The organism is Crocosphaera watsonii WH 8501 (genome assembly GCF_000167195.1).
Classification (GTDB): domain Bacteria; phylum Cyanobacteriota; class Cyanobacteriia; order Cyanobacteriales; family Microcystaceae; genus Crocosphaera; species Crocosphaera watsonii.
The window spans coordinates 1-19,706 of sequence record NZ_AADV02000065.1; the positions used below are offsets into that span (position 1 = coordinate 1).

Genomic DNA, 19,706 nt, shown 5'->3' on the forward strand with positions numbered 1-19,706 from the left:
CACAAGGAAACGCTCTCGCGTTGTTGTAAGGTAGTAGTCATTCTGGTATAATTCCTATTTGATTTTCTAGGTTCAGATGATGTTGGCTTTTTTGCCCGGAGGCGTTTGCCGTTTGTTATGTATGAATCTATATTAACGAACCTATGAAGCTTTGTAAAGGGGTGTAACAAAAGAGTTACTTATAATAAGTATAAGTACCTTTAATGATTGTTAAAATCTTCTGTGGTGTTACCTGAATTACACCGAATCGGGGTAGGGTGATATTAGGGAGTGAAAATTTAGAATATTTAATATTTCGGTAAATATTCAACTTTAAAGCTATCAATTGTTAAAAAACGCCACATTCTTTGCTTAACTGTTATTTGAAGCTTCTGTCTGCTGATTACTCCCCTAAAATAGAATTTTTCTCATTAAGCCAACCGTAAAATGACCCCCACAGCCCTAAAAACCTATCTACAAAACCTCGTCACCCATAACCTCTCTATCAGTACCATGATTTGGGGTGCGCCTGGTATCGGCAAGTCTAGTATTGTTGCTCAAGTTGCCAGGGAAAATCAATTGGAATTTATCGACTTACGTTTGAGTCAGCTTGCCCCCACAGACTTAAGGGGTTTACCCGTTGCCATTGCAGAAACCGATAACTCTGCCCAAGGACTTTCTACTTGGTATCCTCCTGAGTTTTTACCCAGAGAAGGGAAAGGTATTCTCTTCTTAGATGAACTTAATATGGCACCTCCGGCCATGCAAGGGGTAGCGCAACAGTTGATTTTAGATAGACAAGTGGGGGCTTATCGAGTGCCGGAGGGTTGGTTTATCTGGGCAGCCGGAAACCGCAAAGAAGACCGGGCTTCGGTGTTTGCTATGCCCTCTCCTTTGGCCAATCGTTTTTTACATCTGAATGTAGAGGTAGATTTTGAGAGTTTTAAGGCTTATGCCTTATTAAATAGCTTTCATGAACAGATTATTGCCTTTTTATCCTATCGAACCCATCTATTACACTATCTTGACCCTCAAAAACCTGCTTGGCCGTCTCCTCGTTCTTGGGAAATGGCTAGTTCTCTCCACCAGGTTAACTTAGATATTACCTCGGCAGTAGGGGAAGCAGCCACAGCAGAGTTTAATGCTTTTGTCAGTTTATATGATAATTTGCCCAATCTCAGGGAAATATTAACAGGAAATGGCGAGTATCTCACTTTTTCTTCTGAACCTTCTGTGCGCTATGCTACTACCATTGGTTTAACGGTAAGAGCAGAAAATATTAACGAAGCTTACAATGGGTTTCGCTGGTTAACCGATAAAGCTACTCCTGAATGGGTAAGGTTATACGCAACTGATTTAATTGGTCAAATGAGAGCTAAAGGACAACAGGGAAAATTAGCCCAGTTAATCCGAAAAGATCCTAAATTCAAGGAATTCTTCCAAGACTATAAAGAATTAATGGGAGTGTCCTAATAGCAAAACCTCTAGGGGCTTAATAATATTAAGCCCTTGGTTAATATTATTAAAATTACTGAAATCATGAATGAAAATCCTTTCATTTTACAACAAGAAGCCATCAATGAAAACACTTCCCCTGGAAGATTAGAGGAATTAGCTGATATTTCGGAATTGGCGCATTTAGTTGCTCAAAATGTTAATTGTTCTTCAGAAACTTTGATAAAGTTAACAGAAAATGCTAGTGATAATATTCTGAAAGCTATTGTTAGTAATCCTAGTACACCAACAGAAATTTTAATAGAATTAGGTGCTAAATTTCCTCAAGAATTAGTCAAAAATCCCATTATTGATCTTTGGTTACTAGAAGATGAAAATCCTTTATATTCTGACAATGAGTTAACAGCCAACTTAGCTATAAATCCTAATACACCCATTAACTTATTAAAAATATTAACTCAATTTCCTAATTCTCAAGTTCGGATTGATGTAGCTAAAAATAGTAATACTCCTGCTAGTGTATTAGAGAAGTTAGCCACTGATTCTGATGCCAATGTTCGTCTTAGAGTATCTTACCATCAGAATACCCCTGTTAGTGTATTAGAGAAGTTAGGCACTGATTCTGATTCCGGTGTTCGTTGTTATGTAGCTTTGCATCAGAATGTTTCTGTTAGTTTACTAGAACAACTAGCGGAAGATTCTCATCTATTGGTTCGTCATAATGTAGCTAGAAATCCCAAGACTCCTGTTACTTTATTAGAAAAATTAGCTACTGACTCTAACTATGGTGTTCGTTGTCATGTAGCTAAAAATCCCAATACTTCTATTATTTTACTAGAACAATTAGCCAGCGATGCTGATGTAGTTGTTCGTTGTTGTGTAGCTGAAAATCCTAATACTCCTATTAGTTTACTGCAACAATTAGCTACTGATGAGAAGAAATCTGTTCGTCATAATGTAGCTGCAAATCCCAAGACTCCTATGAATTTATTAGAGCAATTAGCCAACGATTTTGATGTAGTTGTTCGTCGTGGTATAGCTTCTAATGAAAATATTCCCATTTATTTATTAGAGAAATTAACCACTGATTCTGATCATTCTATTAGTTCCACTGCTAGAAAAAAACTACAATATCGCAGGTAAAATTCACATGAATAATAACCTTTTGACACTACAACAAGAAGCAATTAATGAAAACACTTCCCCCGAAAGATTAGATGAACTAGCTGATATTTCGGAGTTAGCTCATTTAGTTGCTGAAAATGTCAATAGTTCTCCAGAAACTTTAACAAAGTTAGCAGAAAATTCTAATGAGGATATTCTGAAAGCTCTTGTTAGTAATCCTAGTACACCAACAGAAATTTTAATCAAATTAGGTGATAAATTTCCTCAAGAATTAGTCAACAATCCTATTGTTGATCTTTGGTTACTAGAAGATGACAACCCTTTATATTGTTACAATCAATTAACAGCTAAGTTGGCTAGAAATCCTAATACACCCATTAACCTATTAAAAATATTAATTCAGTCTCTTGATTATCGAGTCCGTCGTGAAGTCGCTTCTAATCGCAATACTCCTATTGATTTACTAGAAAAACTGGCCACTGATGCTCATAAAGATGTCCGTCGTAATGTAGCTTCTAGTAGAAATATTCCTGTTAATTTATTAGAAAAACTAGCAACTGATGCTCATAAAGATGTGCGTCGTCAGGTAGTTTCTAATCAAAATACTCCTATTAGTTTATTAGAGAAATTAGCCACCGATGCTGATGTATCTGTTCGTTGTATGGTCGCTTTTAATGAGAACATTCCTATTAGTTTATTAGAGAAATTCGCCATGGATGCTGATGCAAATGTTCGTCGAGAAGTAGCTGCTGGTTTGAATACTCCTGTTAATTTATTGGAAAAATTAGCTACTGATACTCATAAAGATGTTCGTCGTGAGCTTGCTTCTGCTGTGAATACTCCTATTAATTTATTAGAAAAGTTAGCCACCGATACTGATGTAAATGTTCGTCTTGAGGTTGCTAATAGAAAAAACACCCCTCCTAGTATATTAGAAAAACTAGCCACCGATTCTGATTTACTTATTCGTCGTAGCATCGCTTCTAATACAAATACTCCTGTTAATTTATTAGAAAAACTAGCAACCGATGCTGATGTAGTTGTTCGTCGTAGTATCGCTTATAATGAGAGTAGTCCTATTAGTTTATTAGAGAAATTAGCCACCGATTCTGATGCGTTTGTTCGTCGTAATGTAGCTTTTAACACCAATGCTACTGCGAGTTTATTAGAGAAATTAGCCACTACAGTACAATAGGATATCTAATGAATAAAAACTTGTCACCCCTTGAACAAGAAGCAATCAACGAAGACACTTCCCCTCAAAGATTAGAGGAATTAGCTAATATTCCAGAAGTGGCTCATTTAGTTGCGGCAAATGTTAATAGTTCTCCACAAACCTTAACAAAGTTAGCAAAATATGACAATTACGATATTATAAAAGCTCTTGTTACTAACCCCAGTACACCAACAGGAATTTTAGTTAATATTGGTGGTATATTCCCTCAAGAATTGGCCAATAATCCTATTATTGATTTTTGGTTACTAGAGGATAGTAATCCATTATTTTATAACAATAAATTAATGGAACAGTTGGCAGAAAATTCCAAAAATCCTATTGAAATATTAAAAATATTAGCCCAATCTCCTAATTATTATATTCGTTGTTTGCTAGTAAACAAACAAAACTTACCTATTAATCTCTTAGAAAAATTAGCTAATGATTTTCATAAACAAGTTCGTTGTAGTGTAGCTGTTAATGAAAATACACCGATTCATCTCTTAGAAAAATTAGCTAATGATAGCGATAAAGAAGTACGTTGTAGTATCGTTCGGAATAAAAAAACACCCCTCAATCTCTTAGAAAAACTAGCCACAGATCCTAACAATGATGTTCGTTATAGTGTAGTTCGTAATGAAAAAACACCTATTAATCTCTTAGAAAAACTCGCCACAGATTCCCATAACGATGTTCGTTGCGGTGTGGTTCGTAATGAGAAAACACCTGTTAATATATTAGAAAAACTCGCCTTTGATCTAGATAAAAAGGTTGTTTATAATGTTGCCAGTGATGAAAAAACACCTGTTAATATCTTAGAAATGCTTGCCTCTGATGTGGATGAAAAGGTTGTTTATAATGTTGCTCGTAATGGAAAAACCCCCGTTAGTCTTCTAGAAAAATTAGCCACTAATACTGATAATAATGTTGTTTGTAATGTCGCTCTCAATGAAAAGATACCGATTAATCTCTTAGAAAAATTAGCTGCTCATGCTGATGAATCTGTACGTTGTTGTGTTGCTCGTCATCACAACATATCTATTGATATCTTAGAAAGATTATCCGTTGATCACAGTCAAAAAATTCGTAAACGGGTTGCTATTAACCAGAATACACCTATCAGTATTTTAGAAAGATTACTTAATGATCCTAATGATACAGTTCGTTTAACTGCTAGAGAAAAACTGAAATCTCTTGAAAATAATTTAGATGAATAAGAACTATTTAAACTTTGAATAACAAGTTATGACAAGATAGTTTTTATCTGTAACCCAATCGTTGCCTAAAAATAAATAATGAAATTCACCCCCTAACCTAACTAAAATGACTGAAAACATCGACAAAATCATCAAGACTTCTATACTTCGGGTTCGGAAGAGATATCCTTTCTTTGCCACCCTATCATTGTTCGCAAATTATAGACCATCTTCTTCCATTCCCACTGCTGCTACCGATGGAAAAGATATCTATTTTAACCCCGATTTTCTATTATCTTTATCCCCACCGCAACAAGACGGATTACTATTACATGAATTACTCCATGCTGCCTTACTTCATACCATTAGAAGAGGACATCGAGAAGGACGTTTATGGAATATTGCTGCTGATATTGTCGTTAATGGGTTAATCGTTGAACAAAATAATGCGTCAAACAAGGAAGAAAATTTATTGGAATTACCAGAAGGAGCAGTTCGTAAACCAGAATGGGAAAAAATGAGTGTTGAAGAAATCTATGACTTATTACTCCAAGAATCTCCTGATTTAGAACTAACTAACCCCGACTTATTATCCGAACCTCCCGAAGACTCTAAGGGAGATAATTCAGAAGATTCAGAAGATTCTCAAAATTCTCAAAATTCTCAGGAAGGAAAAGAAAAAAGTAGTCGATTTGATAGTTTAAGTCAATCACAGAAAGAAGAATTGGCATCCCATTGGCAAAATGCTATGCAACAAGCTGCGGTAATTCAAAGAACAAGTAGTCAAGGAAAATTACCATCAGGAATTATCAGACAATTAGACGAAATATCCCAATCTCAAATCGATTGGCGTAGTTATTTATGGCGATATTTAGTACAAACTCCTAACGATTTTCAAGGTTACGATCGCCGTTTTGTTGGTCGGGGTTTATATCTAGATACTGTAGCAGGAGAATCGGTTCAAGTCTTTGTTTGTGTGGATAGTAGTGGTTCTATTGGGGATCAACAATTAAAATTATTTTTAAGCGAAGTTGTGGGAATTTTGGTATCATATCCCCATGTGAAATGTGAATTATATTATGCGGATGCTGATGTTTATGGACCCCATTCTCTTACCTTAGATGAAAATATTCCTAAACCCGAAGGAGGAGGAGGAACCTCTTTTATTCCTTTCTTTGAAAAAGTAGAAGAAAATCGAGATCCTAACTTAGAAGGAGTTTGTGTTTATTTAACCGATGGTTATGGAGATTTTCCCGAAGAAGAACCATTATTACCGACTCTTTGGGTAATTACTTCGGGAGGATTAAACTTAGATGACATACCTTTTGGCGAATCTGTTAAACTCTACGTTAATTAACCCTCAAATAGACTTTCCTTACAGTGTAGTCTTCTTTATCCCATAGATGTAATCAGAAATAATCAACTTAAATTGTCATAATTATGATATTTGCATTATCATGATTCCTAAACTATAAAACAATTCTTACTCACACTCGATTTTTTGTATTATGAGATGGTCTATTTTTTATCAAAGTTGGCGATCTATTTTAAAATCTCGCTTTTTACAACTCTTTTTAGCTACATTTTTCAGTACCCTATTACTAAGTCATCCTCTTTTTGCCTTTTCTCCTCCTAAGACAGAAATTCGAGGAGTTTGGTTAACCACCAATGACACCGAAACCCTACTAGATCAACCCAAACTAGAAGAAGCGATCGCAGAATTATCCCGTCTTAATTTCAATACAGTGTATCCTGTAGTCTGGAATTCTGGTTATGCGCTTTACCCCAGTGCGATCGCAGGAAAAAAAGGAATACAACCCTTTGTGCATCGGGGTTTCCAAGGCCAAGATCCATTAACAGATTTAATCGAGAAAGCACACGCTAAAGGCTTATTAGTGTTACCCTGGTTTGAGTTTGGTTTCATGGCCCCACCCAGTTCAGAATTAGCCAAAAAATACGCTAAATGGTTGACTCAGAAACGAGATGGGACCCAAACCACCATCAGTGCAGCAGGGCGAGTAGTATGGTTGAACCCCTTTCGTCCCGAAGTCCAACAATTTATTACTTCTTTAGTATTAGAAGTGATGGACTTATATGATGTGGATGGGATTCAATTTGACGATCATTTAAGCTTACCCAGTGAGTTAGGTTAGGATCAATATACGGTTAATTTGTATAAGCAAGAAACAGAAAAAGATCCTCCTGCTAACCCAGAAGATCCAGCTTGGTTAAAATGGCGTGCTGATAAATTAACTGCCTATGTCTCTCAATTAAATCAAGCCATAAAAGCGAAGAAAAGTAACGCTATTTTTTCCGTTTCTCCTAACCCTTATGATACAGCTTATCAGGGTCATTTGCAAGATTGGTTTAACTGGGTAAAAAAGGATCTTGTTGACGAAATAGTTGTGCAAGTTTATCGCCCAGACTTAGAAACTTTCATTAGACAGGTAGAAAAACCAGAAATTAAAGAAACTCGCAGAAAAATTCCTACAGGTATTGGTATTTTAACAGGGTTAAGGAATCGACAAATTGAAATGGAGTTTATCGAGGAAAAAGTCTTAAGTGCTAAACAACACGGTTTAGGGGTTTCTTTCTTCTTTTATGATAGTTTATGGAATTATGCCCCCGAATCTAAAGTACAAAGACAAGAGCAATTTTTATCTTTATTTCCCTATCCAGCAGAACGAAAATTAGAAACTCTTCCACCCCCAACTTTACCAATACCAGAAATACCAAACATACCAAACATACCAGGAAATACCACTAGAATTGATGAATTTGAACCATATCCAACTCAAGAATATAATAACTTTGATCCCTATAATCAAGCTCCACCTAGCATTGAAAATAATAGTCCTAATCAACAACAAGAAATAATTATTCCTGTAGAAAATAAATTACCTTATCAAGAGAGAGAAAATAATATCCCAGTAGAAATAAATATCCCTAAACAACCACAAGAAATTATTATTCCTGTGGAAACAGCTACCCCGAATGAACCGGTACCAACTACGCCAGAAATTGAAAATAATCAGCCTTATCAACCACCAGAGTCTGTTCCCTTTGATGAAGATTTTCCCCCTTATCAACCTCCAGAAAATATGCCTCTTGTTGAAGACATGAAACCTTTTTAATAATGAAGAATCAACAATGAAAAGATTTAATTAAATTACGGAAGAGGACGAAAAATTGATTCTAAATGCTTCCTTAATGTCTCAATATCTCCCCACTGTCTCATCAAGTTATTATCATTACCTTCCAATAATTTAGCTAAAGTATTTTGATAACCCCAATCTTTAACTTGCATCACATCATAATTAATAGGGATAGAACTAACATTATTAAAATCAGCAACCCAATGAACCTTAACCCATCTAAAAATCTTCCATTCGTTCTCTGTATTTGTATCATAATCCCATTGTTGTTTATCGTCATCTGCATCATTAACTATTTCTACTATATGGGTTAAGTAACGATTATTTTCTGTTTCTTTTTTCTGAGAAAGAATAATTAGATCCCCTTTTTCTAATTTATTTACATTAGTTTCTACTCGTTGATTTTCTGAATTTTTATTTTTATGAAAATTTAACCGAAAATAATAATTTTTAGGATGGTTTTTATATGCCCATTGCCCATCCCAATCTGTAATATTTTTGATTTATTTTAGATTATTAAAGTTCATGTAATTCTACCAATATTTTAATTTAGTCCCTTATAGCTTAAACAAGTTTCTGTGTTATAATATTAACTGTTAATTTTACAAGAGTATAGTTATTTTAACATAACTTATTGCTTCCAAAATTAATATAGATAACAATCATGTTTTGTTTATAAACAGTCTTTTATGATCGATAATTATGTCAAAAATGAAGAAAATAAAAACAAATAAACATCCTATGCAACGGCTCTTGCAGTATGGGAAAACCTACCGCAATCTTATTTGGCAAGCTGTCACTTGTTCCGTTATTAATAAAATCTTTGATTTAGCCCCCCCTGTATTAATTGGTGCTGCGGTTGATGTAGTGGTTAACCAACAAGATTCTTTCATCGGAAAATTAGGGGTTAACGATGTTTTTAATCAATTACTAATTTTATCTTTCTTATCTATCATTGTTTGGGGATTAGAATCACTATTTCAATATACTTATGAAAGATTATGGCGTAATTTAGCCCAAAATATTCAACATAATCTAAGATTAGATGCCTATGGTCATTTGCAAGAGTTAGAATTAGCTTATTTTGAGGAAAGAAATACAGGATTACTTTTATCTATTTTAAACGATGATATTAATCAATTAGAGCATTTTTTAGATGTGGGTGCTAATGAAATATTGCAGGTAATGACTACTGTTGTTATCGTTGGTGCGATGTTTTTTATAGTTACCCCAGGAACCGCATGGATGGCAATGTTACCTATTCCTTTTATTTTGTGGGGTTCCATTACTTTTCAAAAATTATTAGCCCCTCGTTATGCCGATGTTAGGGAAAAAGTAGGGTTATTAAATAGTCGTTTATCAACTAATTTAAGTGGAATTACAACCATTAAAAGTTTTACCACAGAAGCTTATGAGTTAGACAGATTACGGCATGAAAGTCAAGCATATAGAAAGAGTAATCTAAAAGCGATCGCTTTTAGTTCTGCTTTCGTTCCACTGATTCGTATGGTTATTTTAATCGGATTTACAGCTATTTTGTTATATGGTGGCATGGAAGTTGTTGATGGTAAATTAGCTGTAGGAAATTATAGTGTTTTAGTATTTTTAACCCAACGCTTACTATGGCCATTAACCAAATTAGGACAAACTTTAGACCTCTATCAACGTTCTATGGCTTCTACTAATCGTGTGATGAAGTTATTAGATACTCCCTTAACTATTCATTCTGGAACTATTGCCTTACCTACGGGAACAGTTAAAGGAAAAATTGAACTTAACAACGTTAATTTTGCTTATCAAGAAGGATATCCTATTATCAAAAATTTATCCTTAAATATTCCTGCTGGTAATCGTATTGGTGTGGTGGGTTCTACAGGTTCAGGTAAAAGCACCTTAGTTAAATTACTACTAAGATTATACGAAATTGATCACGGGGAAATTAGTTTAGATGATATCAATATTCAGGATATATATTTAGGAGACTTACGGAAATCTATTGGCTTAGTGAGTCAAGATGTGTTTCTCTTTCATGGAACTGCTAAAGAAAACATTGCTTACGGAAATAATAACGCCAGCTATCGAGAAATAATAGAAGCTGCTAAGATAGCAGAAGCTCATGAATTTATAGAACAATTACCCCAAGGATACGATACTATTGTAGGAGAAAGGGGACAGAAATTATCAGGAGGACAACGTCAAAGAATTGCCATTGCTAGAGCAATTTTAAAAGATCCACCTATCTTAATTTTAGACGAAGCAACCTCAGCAGTAGACAACGAAACCGAAGCTGCGATCGCCCGTTCGTTAGAGAAAATTACTGCCCAAAGAACCACTATTGCGATCGCTCATCGTTTATCTACTATTCGTCATTCTGACTGCATTTATGTTATGGAATTTGGAAAAATTGTGGAACAAGGAACCCATGAAAAACTATTAGAAAAGCAGGGAATTTATGCAGGGTTATGGCAAGTACAAACTGGGGTAATTAGTGAATATTAAGCAGGAGGAAATTATCAAAGATTATTAATAAACTTCATCATGTGAACCGATCGCCAACAGAACAATTTCTTCAGTTTTTAGCTCATAATTGTCTATAAACTGAAAAATAATGCGATTACTGTAGTCAATTGAACATGACCATTTATTGGCAAGTTTTCCCTTAAGTTTATGGCTTTTCAAGCTAGGATTAAAAGGATTATTACTTAAACGTTCTAATGTTTGTTCAACCGTTTGTTTAATTGATGGGTTTTGACGAACTAAACGTTTAAGTTGACGGATAAAGTTAGGACTCCAAACTAATTCTCGCATTGTTCTAAATCTTTCATTAAATCACTGACTGAACCTCGCTTAACGTTCCCCTCAGCATAATCTTGTTCTGATTGTTTAATATTCTCTAATAATTCTTGTCTTTTATCTTCTCGTAGGCGATTTTGAATAATCTCCAGTAACATTGCTTGTTCTTCAAGAGACAAAGCTTCAACGGTTTCAATGGCTTGCTGGAAGGTTGAGTTTTTGAGCATTTTTCTAACAATGATTGGTTAATTATTATTATACAATGTTAGTAGTTATCCGCAAATTTATAACTCGTCATAGATGTCATCTTCAGGGTTATCCCAAACTTTATTAAAAGCAGATTCTGAGAGTTTAGTAGCAGCTAAACTAAGAGATTGATCAGATTTTTCTGCATTAAGTCCATCAATAAATTGCTCAACTTGTTCAATTTGTTCACGGGAAAGTTGTCTAACTTTTTCAATAAGTCTTGATTCTAGGGTTTGATTAAGGGTCATTTTTGGTTAAGTATTAGCAAAGGAATATTAATCATTATGATACAAAGGAAAGCTTAGAGGAATAAAATTATTACCTCATAATTCAGCAAAATCTTAATCATGACAGATTAATTTAATATTTTGCCCTGTGAATAATTGCCTAACCCTGGGAATCTCTGGCTGATGGGTTTATTCTGCTTATATTGATAAAAAATAAGCGTTTTCTTGACAAATTATGAAGGGGGTAGAATAAGGGCGTTTATCCTTTTTAAAGAATAAATAAAGGATAAAAACCTTGTAAATGGCTGTATTTACCCTAAAACGAATATGAACAAAACCACTTTAACCGCACTGACTGTTTTCGGTGTGTCTGCTACCTCCCTTTTAGGAGGGAACTCTGCTAAAGCAGCACTTTTTTTTAACGTAACTGACGATGGGGTAAATACTACTGTTACTCTAACTGGTATCGACTTTACTACATCTGGCTTAACTACAACTAATAATACTGGCAATGTCCTTACAGGTATAAATCCGCGTGTAAGTATTATTGCTTATACTGGAGCTACAAATACTGTTACTGATTTTGAAACTGCTTTCTCTATTCCAACGTTCACTTTTGGCTCCGGTGGACCTAACACAGCAGCTTCCAACTTAAGCCCTAGTAACCCCTTTATTTTCACAGTTGGTTCCCCTGGACTACTTTTTACTACATCATCCAACCCTATACCCGGATTTCTCACAAATTAATTTGAAAGCCCAATCCAGAGATGAAAAATGATAATTTTTAGGACTAATAGAAATTTTGAATATAGATGAATAAAAAAATTGACTTTGATTATCCAAAAATTGAGTTTAAGAGGGAATAATTATATTAACTTTTGATTTTCTCCACGATAAATAAGACTAAATGAAAGTATCAGTCAGTCAACAACTTATGATAGATATCTTTTTTAAAAAACAACTTATTCTACTTATCCAGTATTAGGAATAGTTTTAATTCTTTTGTTAGCAATAGACAAAATATCTTGATAAAGACAAGCACTAGCTATAGCGATAATAATTCTTCTACAACTAATCTTTATTCTGGCTCCCAACTTAAGAAGATTTAGACGTATTCTTCCCACAGTTGCTTTAGCCAATGAAGTTTTTTTATAAACAGTGTTGACGAAAAGCATTTATGAGAACATAAGCCCAGGAATGTATCCATAATCTTAGTTGATTACTTTGAAATGTTTGAGTTGAAGTTCTATCAGCTAACAAGTCTAATTGTTGTTCTTTAATCCGATTTTCCATCTCGCCTCTCGGACAGTATTTTTTTGTATAAAGTTTTGAGGGTGGAATTTTTGAAGCGGGCAAAGATGTAACCACATGGCGCATTTTTAAGCCATCACTTCCATAACAAACTTTTGTCACTACTCTTCTTTGACAACTCCATGACTTTTCTGTTTTATAACGAATAGAGCAATACCAAGTAGAAATTGGTACTAATTTTTTAACTTCTTCTAAATCTTCTTTTTTCTGAAATAAACTATCCATTAATTCAGTTATTGGAGCTAGTTTTTTTTCATATTCATGTTTGGCTTTTTCAATTACATCATCCGCTCGTAACTTAAGAACGCCATTTATTCCCATAGCTATAACATAATCAACTAAAGGCTGATTTTCACAAAAATAGAAGATTTCTTCACGGGCATAGGCACTATCACCCCTAACTAGGATATGAGTCTCTGACCATTTTTCTCTAATTAGTCCGATAATTCTTTGTAATTCGTCTAAGGCTCCATCGGCTGGATCTACATTAGATGAACGAAGTTTAGCAACTAATAAATGATGCCCACAGAAAATATATAAAGGAGCATAACATACTCCGTGATAATAACTATTAAAAAATGCCCCTTCTTGATTACCATGTACTTGTTCATCCGTGACATCCATATCTAATATAATACTTAAGGGAGGTTTTTTATAAGACTCTAAAAAAAAATTCGACAAAAGATTTTTCAATGGCTTTAAAGTTGGGTTCTATTTTATGATAACGACTCGTTTTTTGGTCGAGAATAGTCTCAGGACAATATTCCAATCTATTAATTGTACTTTTTCCAGCTAACCATCCCTTTTTATCTTCAAGCTCATTAAGCTTTTCTAAAGCGATCTTAAGGGCAGGATCGTGACGTAATTTATCATGGTCATTGACATCTTCATAGCCTAAAATAATTCCATAAAGCCTTTGTGCTAATAACTCATGAACGGAATGATCTACATAAGATTGATGACGATGATCTTGAAAACAGTTACCAAACTTCTCCGTAATTCCCAGTTTTTTATCCAACTCAGCTATCCAGACAATCCCCGCATCTGAAGTGATTAGTCCCCCATCAAAATTAGCGATTATTTCTTTTCCTTTCTGTTTACTAAAGTTGATTACTTGACGAGGGGTTCGGGGATGACTGGGACTCATTAAATCAGTTTAAGGTAAATTGCTTTAATAATTAAATTATAGCATATTTTATTCTAACAATCTAGTACTATTAGAGATTTTATTAATAATTTTTTTGGAAAAATGAGTGATTGATTTATCTTTTCATCTTTGTCTAATTCGGGTTGATTTTAACTTAAAATCTGACAACAGACTGTTGGTTGGGGAAATCTGCGATCGCTCTGTTCAAACCCACTTCCTGTAAGGCTTCTGTGTTTGGCGATCGCAGATTTTGTGAGAAATTCGGGTTCTACATCTAATATATAGGATAGGTTGGGATTGGAACTACTAGCACGGAGAGAATCAATCACTTCCCCAGTCTGAGCGTTCATAATATATAAGTAGGGTTTGCTGAAAAAGTTTCTCCAAAATTTATGCCACTTTTGACCAAGAATTTTCTGACAAATCAATAAGTTTTAGTACATAAAAATTGTTTAAAGTATAATCAAAATTAATGAAAGGCGGTTTGATGAGTTCCCCTGTTCTATTATTAGTAAATAAGGACAAAAAAAGCGACAAAAACTGCCTCAGAAGTTTAGAAAGATTGACAACTAAAAATGTAATAGCAATAGATGTAATGGAGGTTTCAGGGAGTTTTGTCATCACGAGATTTAGGCTAAATCTTCGTTTAGCTTGTCCAAACTTTCCCTCAATAGCATTACGGAAGCATTCATCGGAGTGGGCTTGTTTCTTGTAACTGCTCACCGCAACAAAAAAGTCTTATTGAAAAGCACTACAAACAACATCAGTTGAGTCAACAAAAATATAAGCCCTGTGATTTAGCGTAAAATTTAAGCTAATTTATTACGGCTATTTTAATGACTAACATTCCCAGAATCAAGTCTTTTAAAAACCTCAAATAAAAACAACAATATGAGAAAAAAAAAGAATAGTAAGATAGTTTTTTGTTAGCGGAGATTATCAGCTAACCTTTTGTATTTTTGTGCAGAGAGATAGGGCGATCAAGAAAAATCTATCCCCCATCGGCTCCGGAGCCTTTTACATCTCTAATCCTGGGGGACTCCGACCAGCTAATGAAAATAATTCGCATAATTGGACAATGGCATTTTGCCCCTGTAATCTCATGGTCTCTAAAAAACTGAACATTTGGGTGACTAACTCTGCACCCCAGTCGCTTCTTGCTCCCCCACTTACTTTGCGGTGAATGACAATGGGACGTAAAGCTCTCTCAGCATCATTATTATCTGGTTTGACTTCAGGATAAGTTAGAAAGGTGAACCACTCTTCCCAATGACGTTTGAGACGGTTAATCAATCTTTGTGCATCACAAGGCCATCCTTTTTTGGGAGTTGCTTTAAAAATCTTTTGCAGTGAGTTCTCGACTTCTGTTCTTTTGGAGCCTAAGTCTTCAAGGGTTAAATTTCGAGCATGATAATGACGATAATGGATACGGGCGGTTGCTAAAACTTGCTGTACATCGGCAGCAAATTCTCGATTCGCTTGAAAACGACTGGTTTTAAGGGACTCTAACTCTCGTTCTAAATGTGCCAGACATTTCTGTTTGGCCATCGCACTTTGTCTAAAGTAGGCACTATAGCAGTCACTGGTGAGGATGCCCTTAAAATCTGCTCCTAACAATTTCTCGACTTCTGCGGAGCTTCTAGTGGGAGCCAACATCAACACACAGACCTCATTTGATGTGGCTACCCAAACCCAATACTTGATGCCATCGATGCAATAACTGGTTTCGTCAACACATCGGATTCCTGGCTGCTGGATGTACTTTAACCACTGTTGGGTCAAGGGTTCTAAACTTTCTTGAAACCATTTGTGCATTTTGGCAAGGCTCCCTTGAGAAATGGGAATGCCAAAGACATACTCTATAAAATGTTCCTGTTTACGCCATGTAAGATTACCCCCATAGCCAAGCCAGCCCACGATGCTACTTAATCGCGCCCCATAACTGAATCCTTCTTTAACTCCCAATGGAACAGGACTGTAATCTGACCATCCACAACTAGGACATTTATAGAATCCGCGACGATATTCCCTGATTTCTATGGGTTGGTCTACTACTTCAGCCACTTGTTGGACTTTTTCGGGAACTACTTCATCTCGTTCCACTGAACCCCCACAAACAGGACAGTTTTCTAGTTCTAAAGTGACTATCTTATCGGGCTGACCAAAACCATTACGGGTCTTCCCTGGGTGGTCATATTTTGGTCCGCGTTTAAATCCTTTTTTGCGTTTCTTTTTGTCAGAAGGCTTTTTTAGTGGGTCTGATGATGGGGGGACTGAACTGTTTTTTGAGTTACGGTTTTTTAGCTTATCTCTCTCTTCTTTCAATTTTTCAATTTCTTGCTGTTGTGTAGAGATTTGTTGTTGTTGCTGGTCAATCAGTCTTTGTTGAAGAGATAACTGTTGTTGTGCCTTGACTAGTGCAGCTTAGCAAAAATAATCCACCAGTCACTTATGATCTTTAAAGCCCTTAAATTTCCAAACGAACGGCTTAGCAAAATGTTGATTAAAGTAATCAATAAAATTGAGAATTTTTTGGGATAGTTCTTCAGTTGAACGGACAGTAATTCTTTTGAGTAAACGCCGGACTAAGATCGAAAACCAACACTCAATTTGATTAAGCCACGATGTATGTTTGGGAATATAAACAAAGCGAATTCGATGAGATTCATCTGATAAAAAATCTGCTCTGCTCTCCATAGATTGCAAAATCCCCTCCTTTCCTTTTCTCCCCAAATCAATAGTAATTTCACAGCTTTCTGCTACTAATTTGACTAAGCTTTCCGATTTATGAGTGTTGAGTTGATCTACAATAAAAATCCATTCTGCTTTTTCATCAATCTTAATCGTTCTCTGGATATGTTCAGAAAAATCTTGTTCTGTTCTTGTCGGTCCAATAGAGGGACTAACAACTTTTCCTCTTGCCACATCCCAGTTCGCAATCAAGCTTAAAGTTCCGTGTCTTTCATATTCAAATTCGATTTTTTCTACTTGTTTAGGCTTGATTCTTTTGTTCGGAAATAATCTCTCAAGAGCTTGAATCCCTGTCATTTCATCTGTAGTAATTAAATGAATTCCTTGTTCTAACAAAGTTTTAGCTTCTTGATGAAGTTCACAGATATATTTGACTTGCTTTTTAAATTTTAAGGGATCATCAATTTTGGCATTTAACCAGTAACGAACGAGATGTGGTTGTAATGTCGCTTCTTTTTAAAAAACGCCCCACACTACGGGGGGAAATCTTTTCGACAATTCCTCTTTTTATGGCTTCATCCGCCAACTCTGAAGGTGTCCAATGGCTCACTGGTCTGTCTGATTTTTCACATTCTTCACAAGCGATCTCTACAATCTGGACTACTTGTTCGACCGTAAAGGATTTTGTTGTTCCAGGTCTTGGGCGATCGCTTAAAATTCCTTTGATCAAGACCATTAATGCTTTCTCCGTTACCTGTTGTTCTTCGGCGGCACTCAGTTTTTCTCTCTCCTCAAACCATCGCGATCGCCACTGACGCACTTGTACTCGGTCTAATTCTAATCTTCGACTAATCGAACTATTGCTCTCTCCTGATGCTGCGGCTAAGATTAGCTTGGCTCGTCTAACAAGGCGATAGGGGTTTGTTGTCCCTCTCACTATTTGTTGGAGTACTGTTTTCTGTAGGTTGGAGAGGTTAATTGGCAATGCTTTTATCATGGACATCAACTTCGAGATTCTTCCGTTAGTTTCATTGAAACACATTGTCGTGGCTAGTCACGAAAGTTTCTGTAAAAATCTGGTGGATTACTTTCGCCAAGCTGCACTAGCTTTGAATCGATGGTAGCATTTGTGGTCATAACCCCCACTATACATAAAAATCCCCGATTTTACCTTTATGTTGTCAAGACAGATTCTTTATTGCGGTGAGCAATTACAACTCAATAGGTCGACTCATATCTAATACTCGCATTGTACCGCATTCTTTTTCCAAACTGTCTTCAATAGATTCTCTAATTTCTTCTACAAGTTCATTTATTACTTTTCCTTGTAACTGAATTCTATCTGATGATTCTATTTCAGCGATGTCTGTCCACTTCAGTTTTAAAGCTTCACAGATAGCAATAAATTTCTGTTTATCAATGTTTTTTCCACCCAAAAACTTATCAAAAGTAGGACGACTACAACCAGACGCACCAGTTATATATTCTTTTGTTTTTCCACTCAAATTAAACGCTTTATTTACTTTTTTTGTGCCTTGTTTGGATGCTCTAATTGATCTACTCACAATTGATTTATAGTATTCAATTTCAATTTAACTACAAACTAGAGACCTATACTTTACAACTTTTACATAAGTTTTACATAACTTTTAAACTCAAGTTTAACATATTTAGATGAATACTTGACTATATTAGAGTAAAGCTGCGAATGCTTTAATTCAACGACTAGCAAAAATCTATGAGTAATTTTTCCCAAGACAATACTCGAATTCAGAGCGTTTCAGTTATTTCTGCTACGGAAATCGCCGAAGGTTGGAGTGCTAATCCGATGAGACAAGTTGTTTTATACAATTGGACTTTGGATAAAAAACAATTGTTAGCGTAAATTTTACGCTAAACATATCTCCAGAGCTAAAATAGAGAATTAAGGTGATTTTAAAAACTCTCTTTCCATCTTTTTAGGGGATTTTAAATATTAAATAGCTTCATTCAGTTTCGGTTCCAATATAGATATCTAAGTAGCTTTCAGTTAGAGATTGAATGACTCGTTCTAATTCATCAATGAGATTTCTTCTAGTGAGTTTTTCTACAGCATCAATATGAGCAGAACTTCCGGCTCGTCCTAAATATTTATATTTGGTTTTTTTCTCATGATTAGTGGCCATAGGAAAAATTGATTCAGCAGCCTGTAGTTTATAATACCAGTAGATTGTTCCCTTTCCATTAACCTGATAACGAATAATATGACAATTAGCTGGTGCTACTTCCCCTTCCCGTTCAATTTTCTTTATTTTCTGTTTAAGAGAGCGAATTAGACTCTTAATTTGTTTGGCTCTCAGGTGGACATCTTGACTGGTCTTAAGTTCGGAATGTGATGACATTAGCCTTAACTGTAACAAACAACCTCTTTTGATGTTAGCGTATATATTCCGCTAATTTATAAGGTAATAAATTTTAAAAATGACCAAAAATGAAACGGCTACGTCTGTCGAGGAATTCCTGGTGTGGAGGTCTAACCTCTTCCAAGGACTAAAAGCTAGAAAAGAAACTATTATAGAATTACTCGATGCCCTCTCCAGTAACCAACAAGCTCACTCAGTCGTTGAATTGTCTCTCAACCCTTTATTTAGAAGAGATTATAACAGTTTATATAGAGGAATTCAATAGTTTTTACCCACTCAAACTGACCCTAATTATGAACAGAGAATTGAGACTTTATTTTCAGCGGTATCGAGAACAATTCCTCCCACTTCAAAACATTATAACTTATTTGGTATTGACACAACTCCCTGTCCACGACCGTTTGCCGAAACGTTAGCGGATAAAACCTTTATTCATTACCCCAATCCAATTAAGGGAAATAAACCCATTAATATTGGACATTGTTATTCCGTTGTCTGCGCTTTACCTGACCAAATAGACACAGAAAAAGTCCCTTGGGCTGTCCCCTTATCAGGAGAGCGAGTCCCCTCTAAACATAAAGGAGTAAATAAAGGCAATCAACAACTAAAAAAAATCTGGCAAAGTTCTTTATTTTCTGATAAATTATCTGTCTTAGTGGCTGATAGTGACTACAGCCAAAAGGATTTTATTGGGGAACAAGTTAAGCATGAAGACCTAGTTACTATTACAAGAGTTAGAAGTGACCGAGTTTTTTATCGTCAA

The 19,706-nt window shown here is 35.3% G+C and carries 15 protein-coding genes and 5 pseudogenes; 9 read left to right on the plus strand and 11 right to left on the minus strand.

From position 1 onward, the window contains the following. The first annotated feature begins 426 nt into the window (after window positions 1-426). The 7 genes and pseudogenes from CWATDRAFT_RS20020 to CWATDRAFT_RS20050 all read left to right on the plus strand — a co-directional run bounded on the left by CWATDRAFT_RS20020 (window position 427) and on the right by CWATDRAFT_RS20050 (window position 10,625). Window positions 427-1,452 (plus strand): ATP-binding protein, encoded by a 1,026-nt coding sequence (locus CWATDRAFT_RS20020; protein WP_007306746.1) that lies wholly within the window; start codon window positions 427-429, stop codon window positions 1,450-1,452. A gap of 66 nt (window positions 1,453-1,518) precedes the next feature. Further along, window positions 1,519-2,577 carry a HEAT repeat domain-containing protein gene (locus CWATDRAFT_RS20025; protein WP_042711971.1) on the plus strand — a complete coding sequence of 353 codons (1,059 nt, stop codon included), beginning with the start codon at window positions 1,519-1,521 and terminating at the stop codon, window positions 2,575-2,577. A gap of 22 nt (window positions 2,578-2,599) precedes the next feature. Continuing rightward, window positions 2,600-3,754 (plus strand): HEAT repeat domain-containing protein, encoded by a 1,155-nt coding sequence (locus tag CWATDRAFT_RS20030; RefSeq protein ID WP_232287148.1) that lies wholly within the window; start codon window positions 2,600-2,602, stop codon window positions 3,752-3,754. 8 nt (window positions 3,755-3,762) lie between these two features. Further along, window positions 3,763-4,992, plus strand: coding sequence for a HEAT repeat domain-containing protein (locus CWATDRAFT_RS20035; protein ID WP_007306749.1), 1,230 nt, complete (start codon window positions 3,763-3,765; stop codon window positions 4,990-4,992). A 106-nt stretch (window positions 4,993-5,098) separates the two neighbouring features. Next, complete coding sequence (locus tag CWATDRAFT_RS20040) at window positions 5,099-6,328, plus strand: vWA domain-containing protein (RefSeq protein ID WP_007306750.1); 1,230 nt, start codon at window positions 5,099-5,101, stop codon at window positions 6,326-6,328. Window positions 6,329-6,479: 151 nt separating this feature from the next. Then, window positions 6,480-8,105: pseudogene (locus tag CWATDRAFT_RS20045) on the plus strand (family 10 glycosylhydrolase). A 723-nt stretch (window positions 8,106-8,828) separates the two neighbouring features. After that, complete coding sequence (locus tag CWATDRAFT_RS20050; RefSeq protein ID WP_007306753.1) at window positions 8,829-10,625, plus strand: ABC transporter ATP-binding protein; 1,797 nt, start codon at window positions 8,829-8,831, stop codon at window positions 10,623-10,625. Window positions 10,626-10,649: 24 nt separating this feature from the next. Here CWATDRAFT_RS20050 and CWATDRAFT_RS20055 read toward each other — a convergent pair whose 3' ends face one another. Genes CWATDRAFT_RS20055 through CWATDRAFT_RS20065 form a run of 3 tightly spaced genes read right to left on the minus strand, consistent with a single transcriptional unit; the run spans window position 10,650 to window position 11,413 of the window. Next, window positions 10,650-10,934 (minus strand): type II toxin-antitoxin system RelE/ParE family toxin, encoded by a 285-nt coding sequence (locus CWATDRAFT_RS20055; RefSeq protein ID WP_007306763.1) that lies wholly within the window; start codon window positions 10,932-10,934, stop codon window positions 10,650-10,652. Further along, the gene (locus tag CWATDRAFT_RS20060) at window positions 10,922-11,146 is read right to left on the minus strand and encodes a hypothetical protein (protein WP_007306762.1); all 225 of its coding nucleotides are present in this window, start codon (window positions 11,144-11,146) and stop codon (window positions 10,922-10,924) included. Before CWATDRAFT_RS20060 ends, CWATDRAFT_RS20055 begins: the two co-directional genes overlap by 13 nt. 57 nt (window positions 11,147-11,203) lie before the next feature. After that, the gene (locus CWATDRAFT_RS20065; protein ID WP_007306761.1) at window positions 11,204-11,413 is read right to left on the minus strand and encodes a hypothetical protein; all 210 of its coding nucleotides are present in this window, start codon (window positions 11,411-11,413) and stop codon (window positions 11,204-11,206) included. Window positions 11,414-11,719: 306 nt separating this feature from the next. Between CWATDRAFT_RS20065 and CWATDRAFT_RS20070 the strand changes: the two genes are divergently transcribed. After that, window positions 11,720-12,139 (plus strand): hypothetical protein, encoded by a 420-nt coding sequence (locus tag CWATDRAFT_RS20070; RefSeq protein WP_007306754.1) that lies wholly within the window; start codon window positions 11,720-11,722, stop codon window positions 12,137-12,139. Between the two features lie 224 nt (window positions 12,140-12,363). Here the strand turns inward: CWATDRAFT_RS20070 and CWATDRAFT_RS34165 are convergent. From CWATDRAFT_RS34165 to CWATDRAFT_RS20115, 8 genes and pseudogenes are all read right to left on the minus strand, one after another. Further along, window positions 12,364-13,850 (minus strand): annotated as a pseudogene (locus CWATDRAFT_RS34165) (IS1380-like element ISCwa5 family transposase). A 149-nt stretch (window positions 13,851-13,999) separates the two neighbouring features. After that, a complete protein-coding gene (locus CWATDRAFT_RS20085) occupies window positions 14,000-14,179 on the minus strand; it encodes a hypothetical protein (RefSeq protein ID WP_157134129.1) in 180 nt (59 codons plus the stop codon). 61 nt (window positions 14,180-14,240) lie between these two features. Further along, window positions 14,241-14,561 (minus strand): annotated as a pseudogene (locus CWATDRAFT_RS20090) (transposase); the annotation flags it as partial. A gap of 306 nt (window positions 14,562-14,867) precedes the next feature. Continuing rightward, window positions 14,868-16,268, minus strand: a pseudogene (locus CWATDRAFT_RS20095) (IS66-like element ISCwa4 family transposase); the annotation flags it as partial. Between the two features lie 27 nt (window positions 16,269-16,295). Beyond that, on the minus strand, window positions 16,296-16,937 hold the full coding sequence (locus tag CWATDRAFT_RS20100) for a transposase (protein ID WP_007306756.1): 642 nt from the start codon (window positions 16,935-16,937) through the stop codon (window positions 16,296-16,298). A gap of 64 nt (window positions 16,938-17,001) precedes the next feature. Next, a complete protein-coding gene (locus CWATDRAFT_RS20105; protein ID WP_007303067.1) occupies window positions 17,002-17,583 on the minus strand; it encodes a helix-turn-helix domain-containing protein in 582 nt (193 codons plus the stop codon). 169 nt (window positions 17,584-17,752) lie between these two features. Continuing rightward, window positions 17,753-18,106, minus strand: coding sequence for a hypothetical protein (locus tag CWATDRAFT_RS20110; protein ID WP_007306755.1), 354 nt, complete (start codon window positions 18,104-18,106; stop codon window positions 17,753-17,755). A gap of 420 nt (window positions 18,107-18,526) precedes the next feature. Next, complete coding sequence (locus CWATDRAFT_RS20115) at window positions 18,527-18,922, minus strand: hypothetical protein (protein WP_007303205.1); 396 nt, start codon at window positions 18,920-18,922, stop codon at window positions 18,527-18,529. 79 nt (window positions 18,923-19,001) lie between these two features. On the opposite strand from CWATDRAFT_RS20115, the pseudogene CWATDRAFT_RS34175 reads away from it, so the two are divergent. After that, window positions 19,002-19,706: pseudogene (locus tag CWATDRAFT_RS34175) on the plus strand (transposase); the annotation flags it as partial.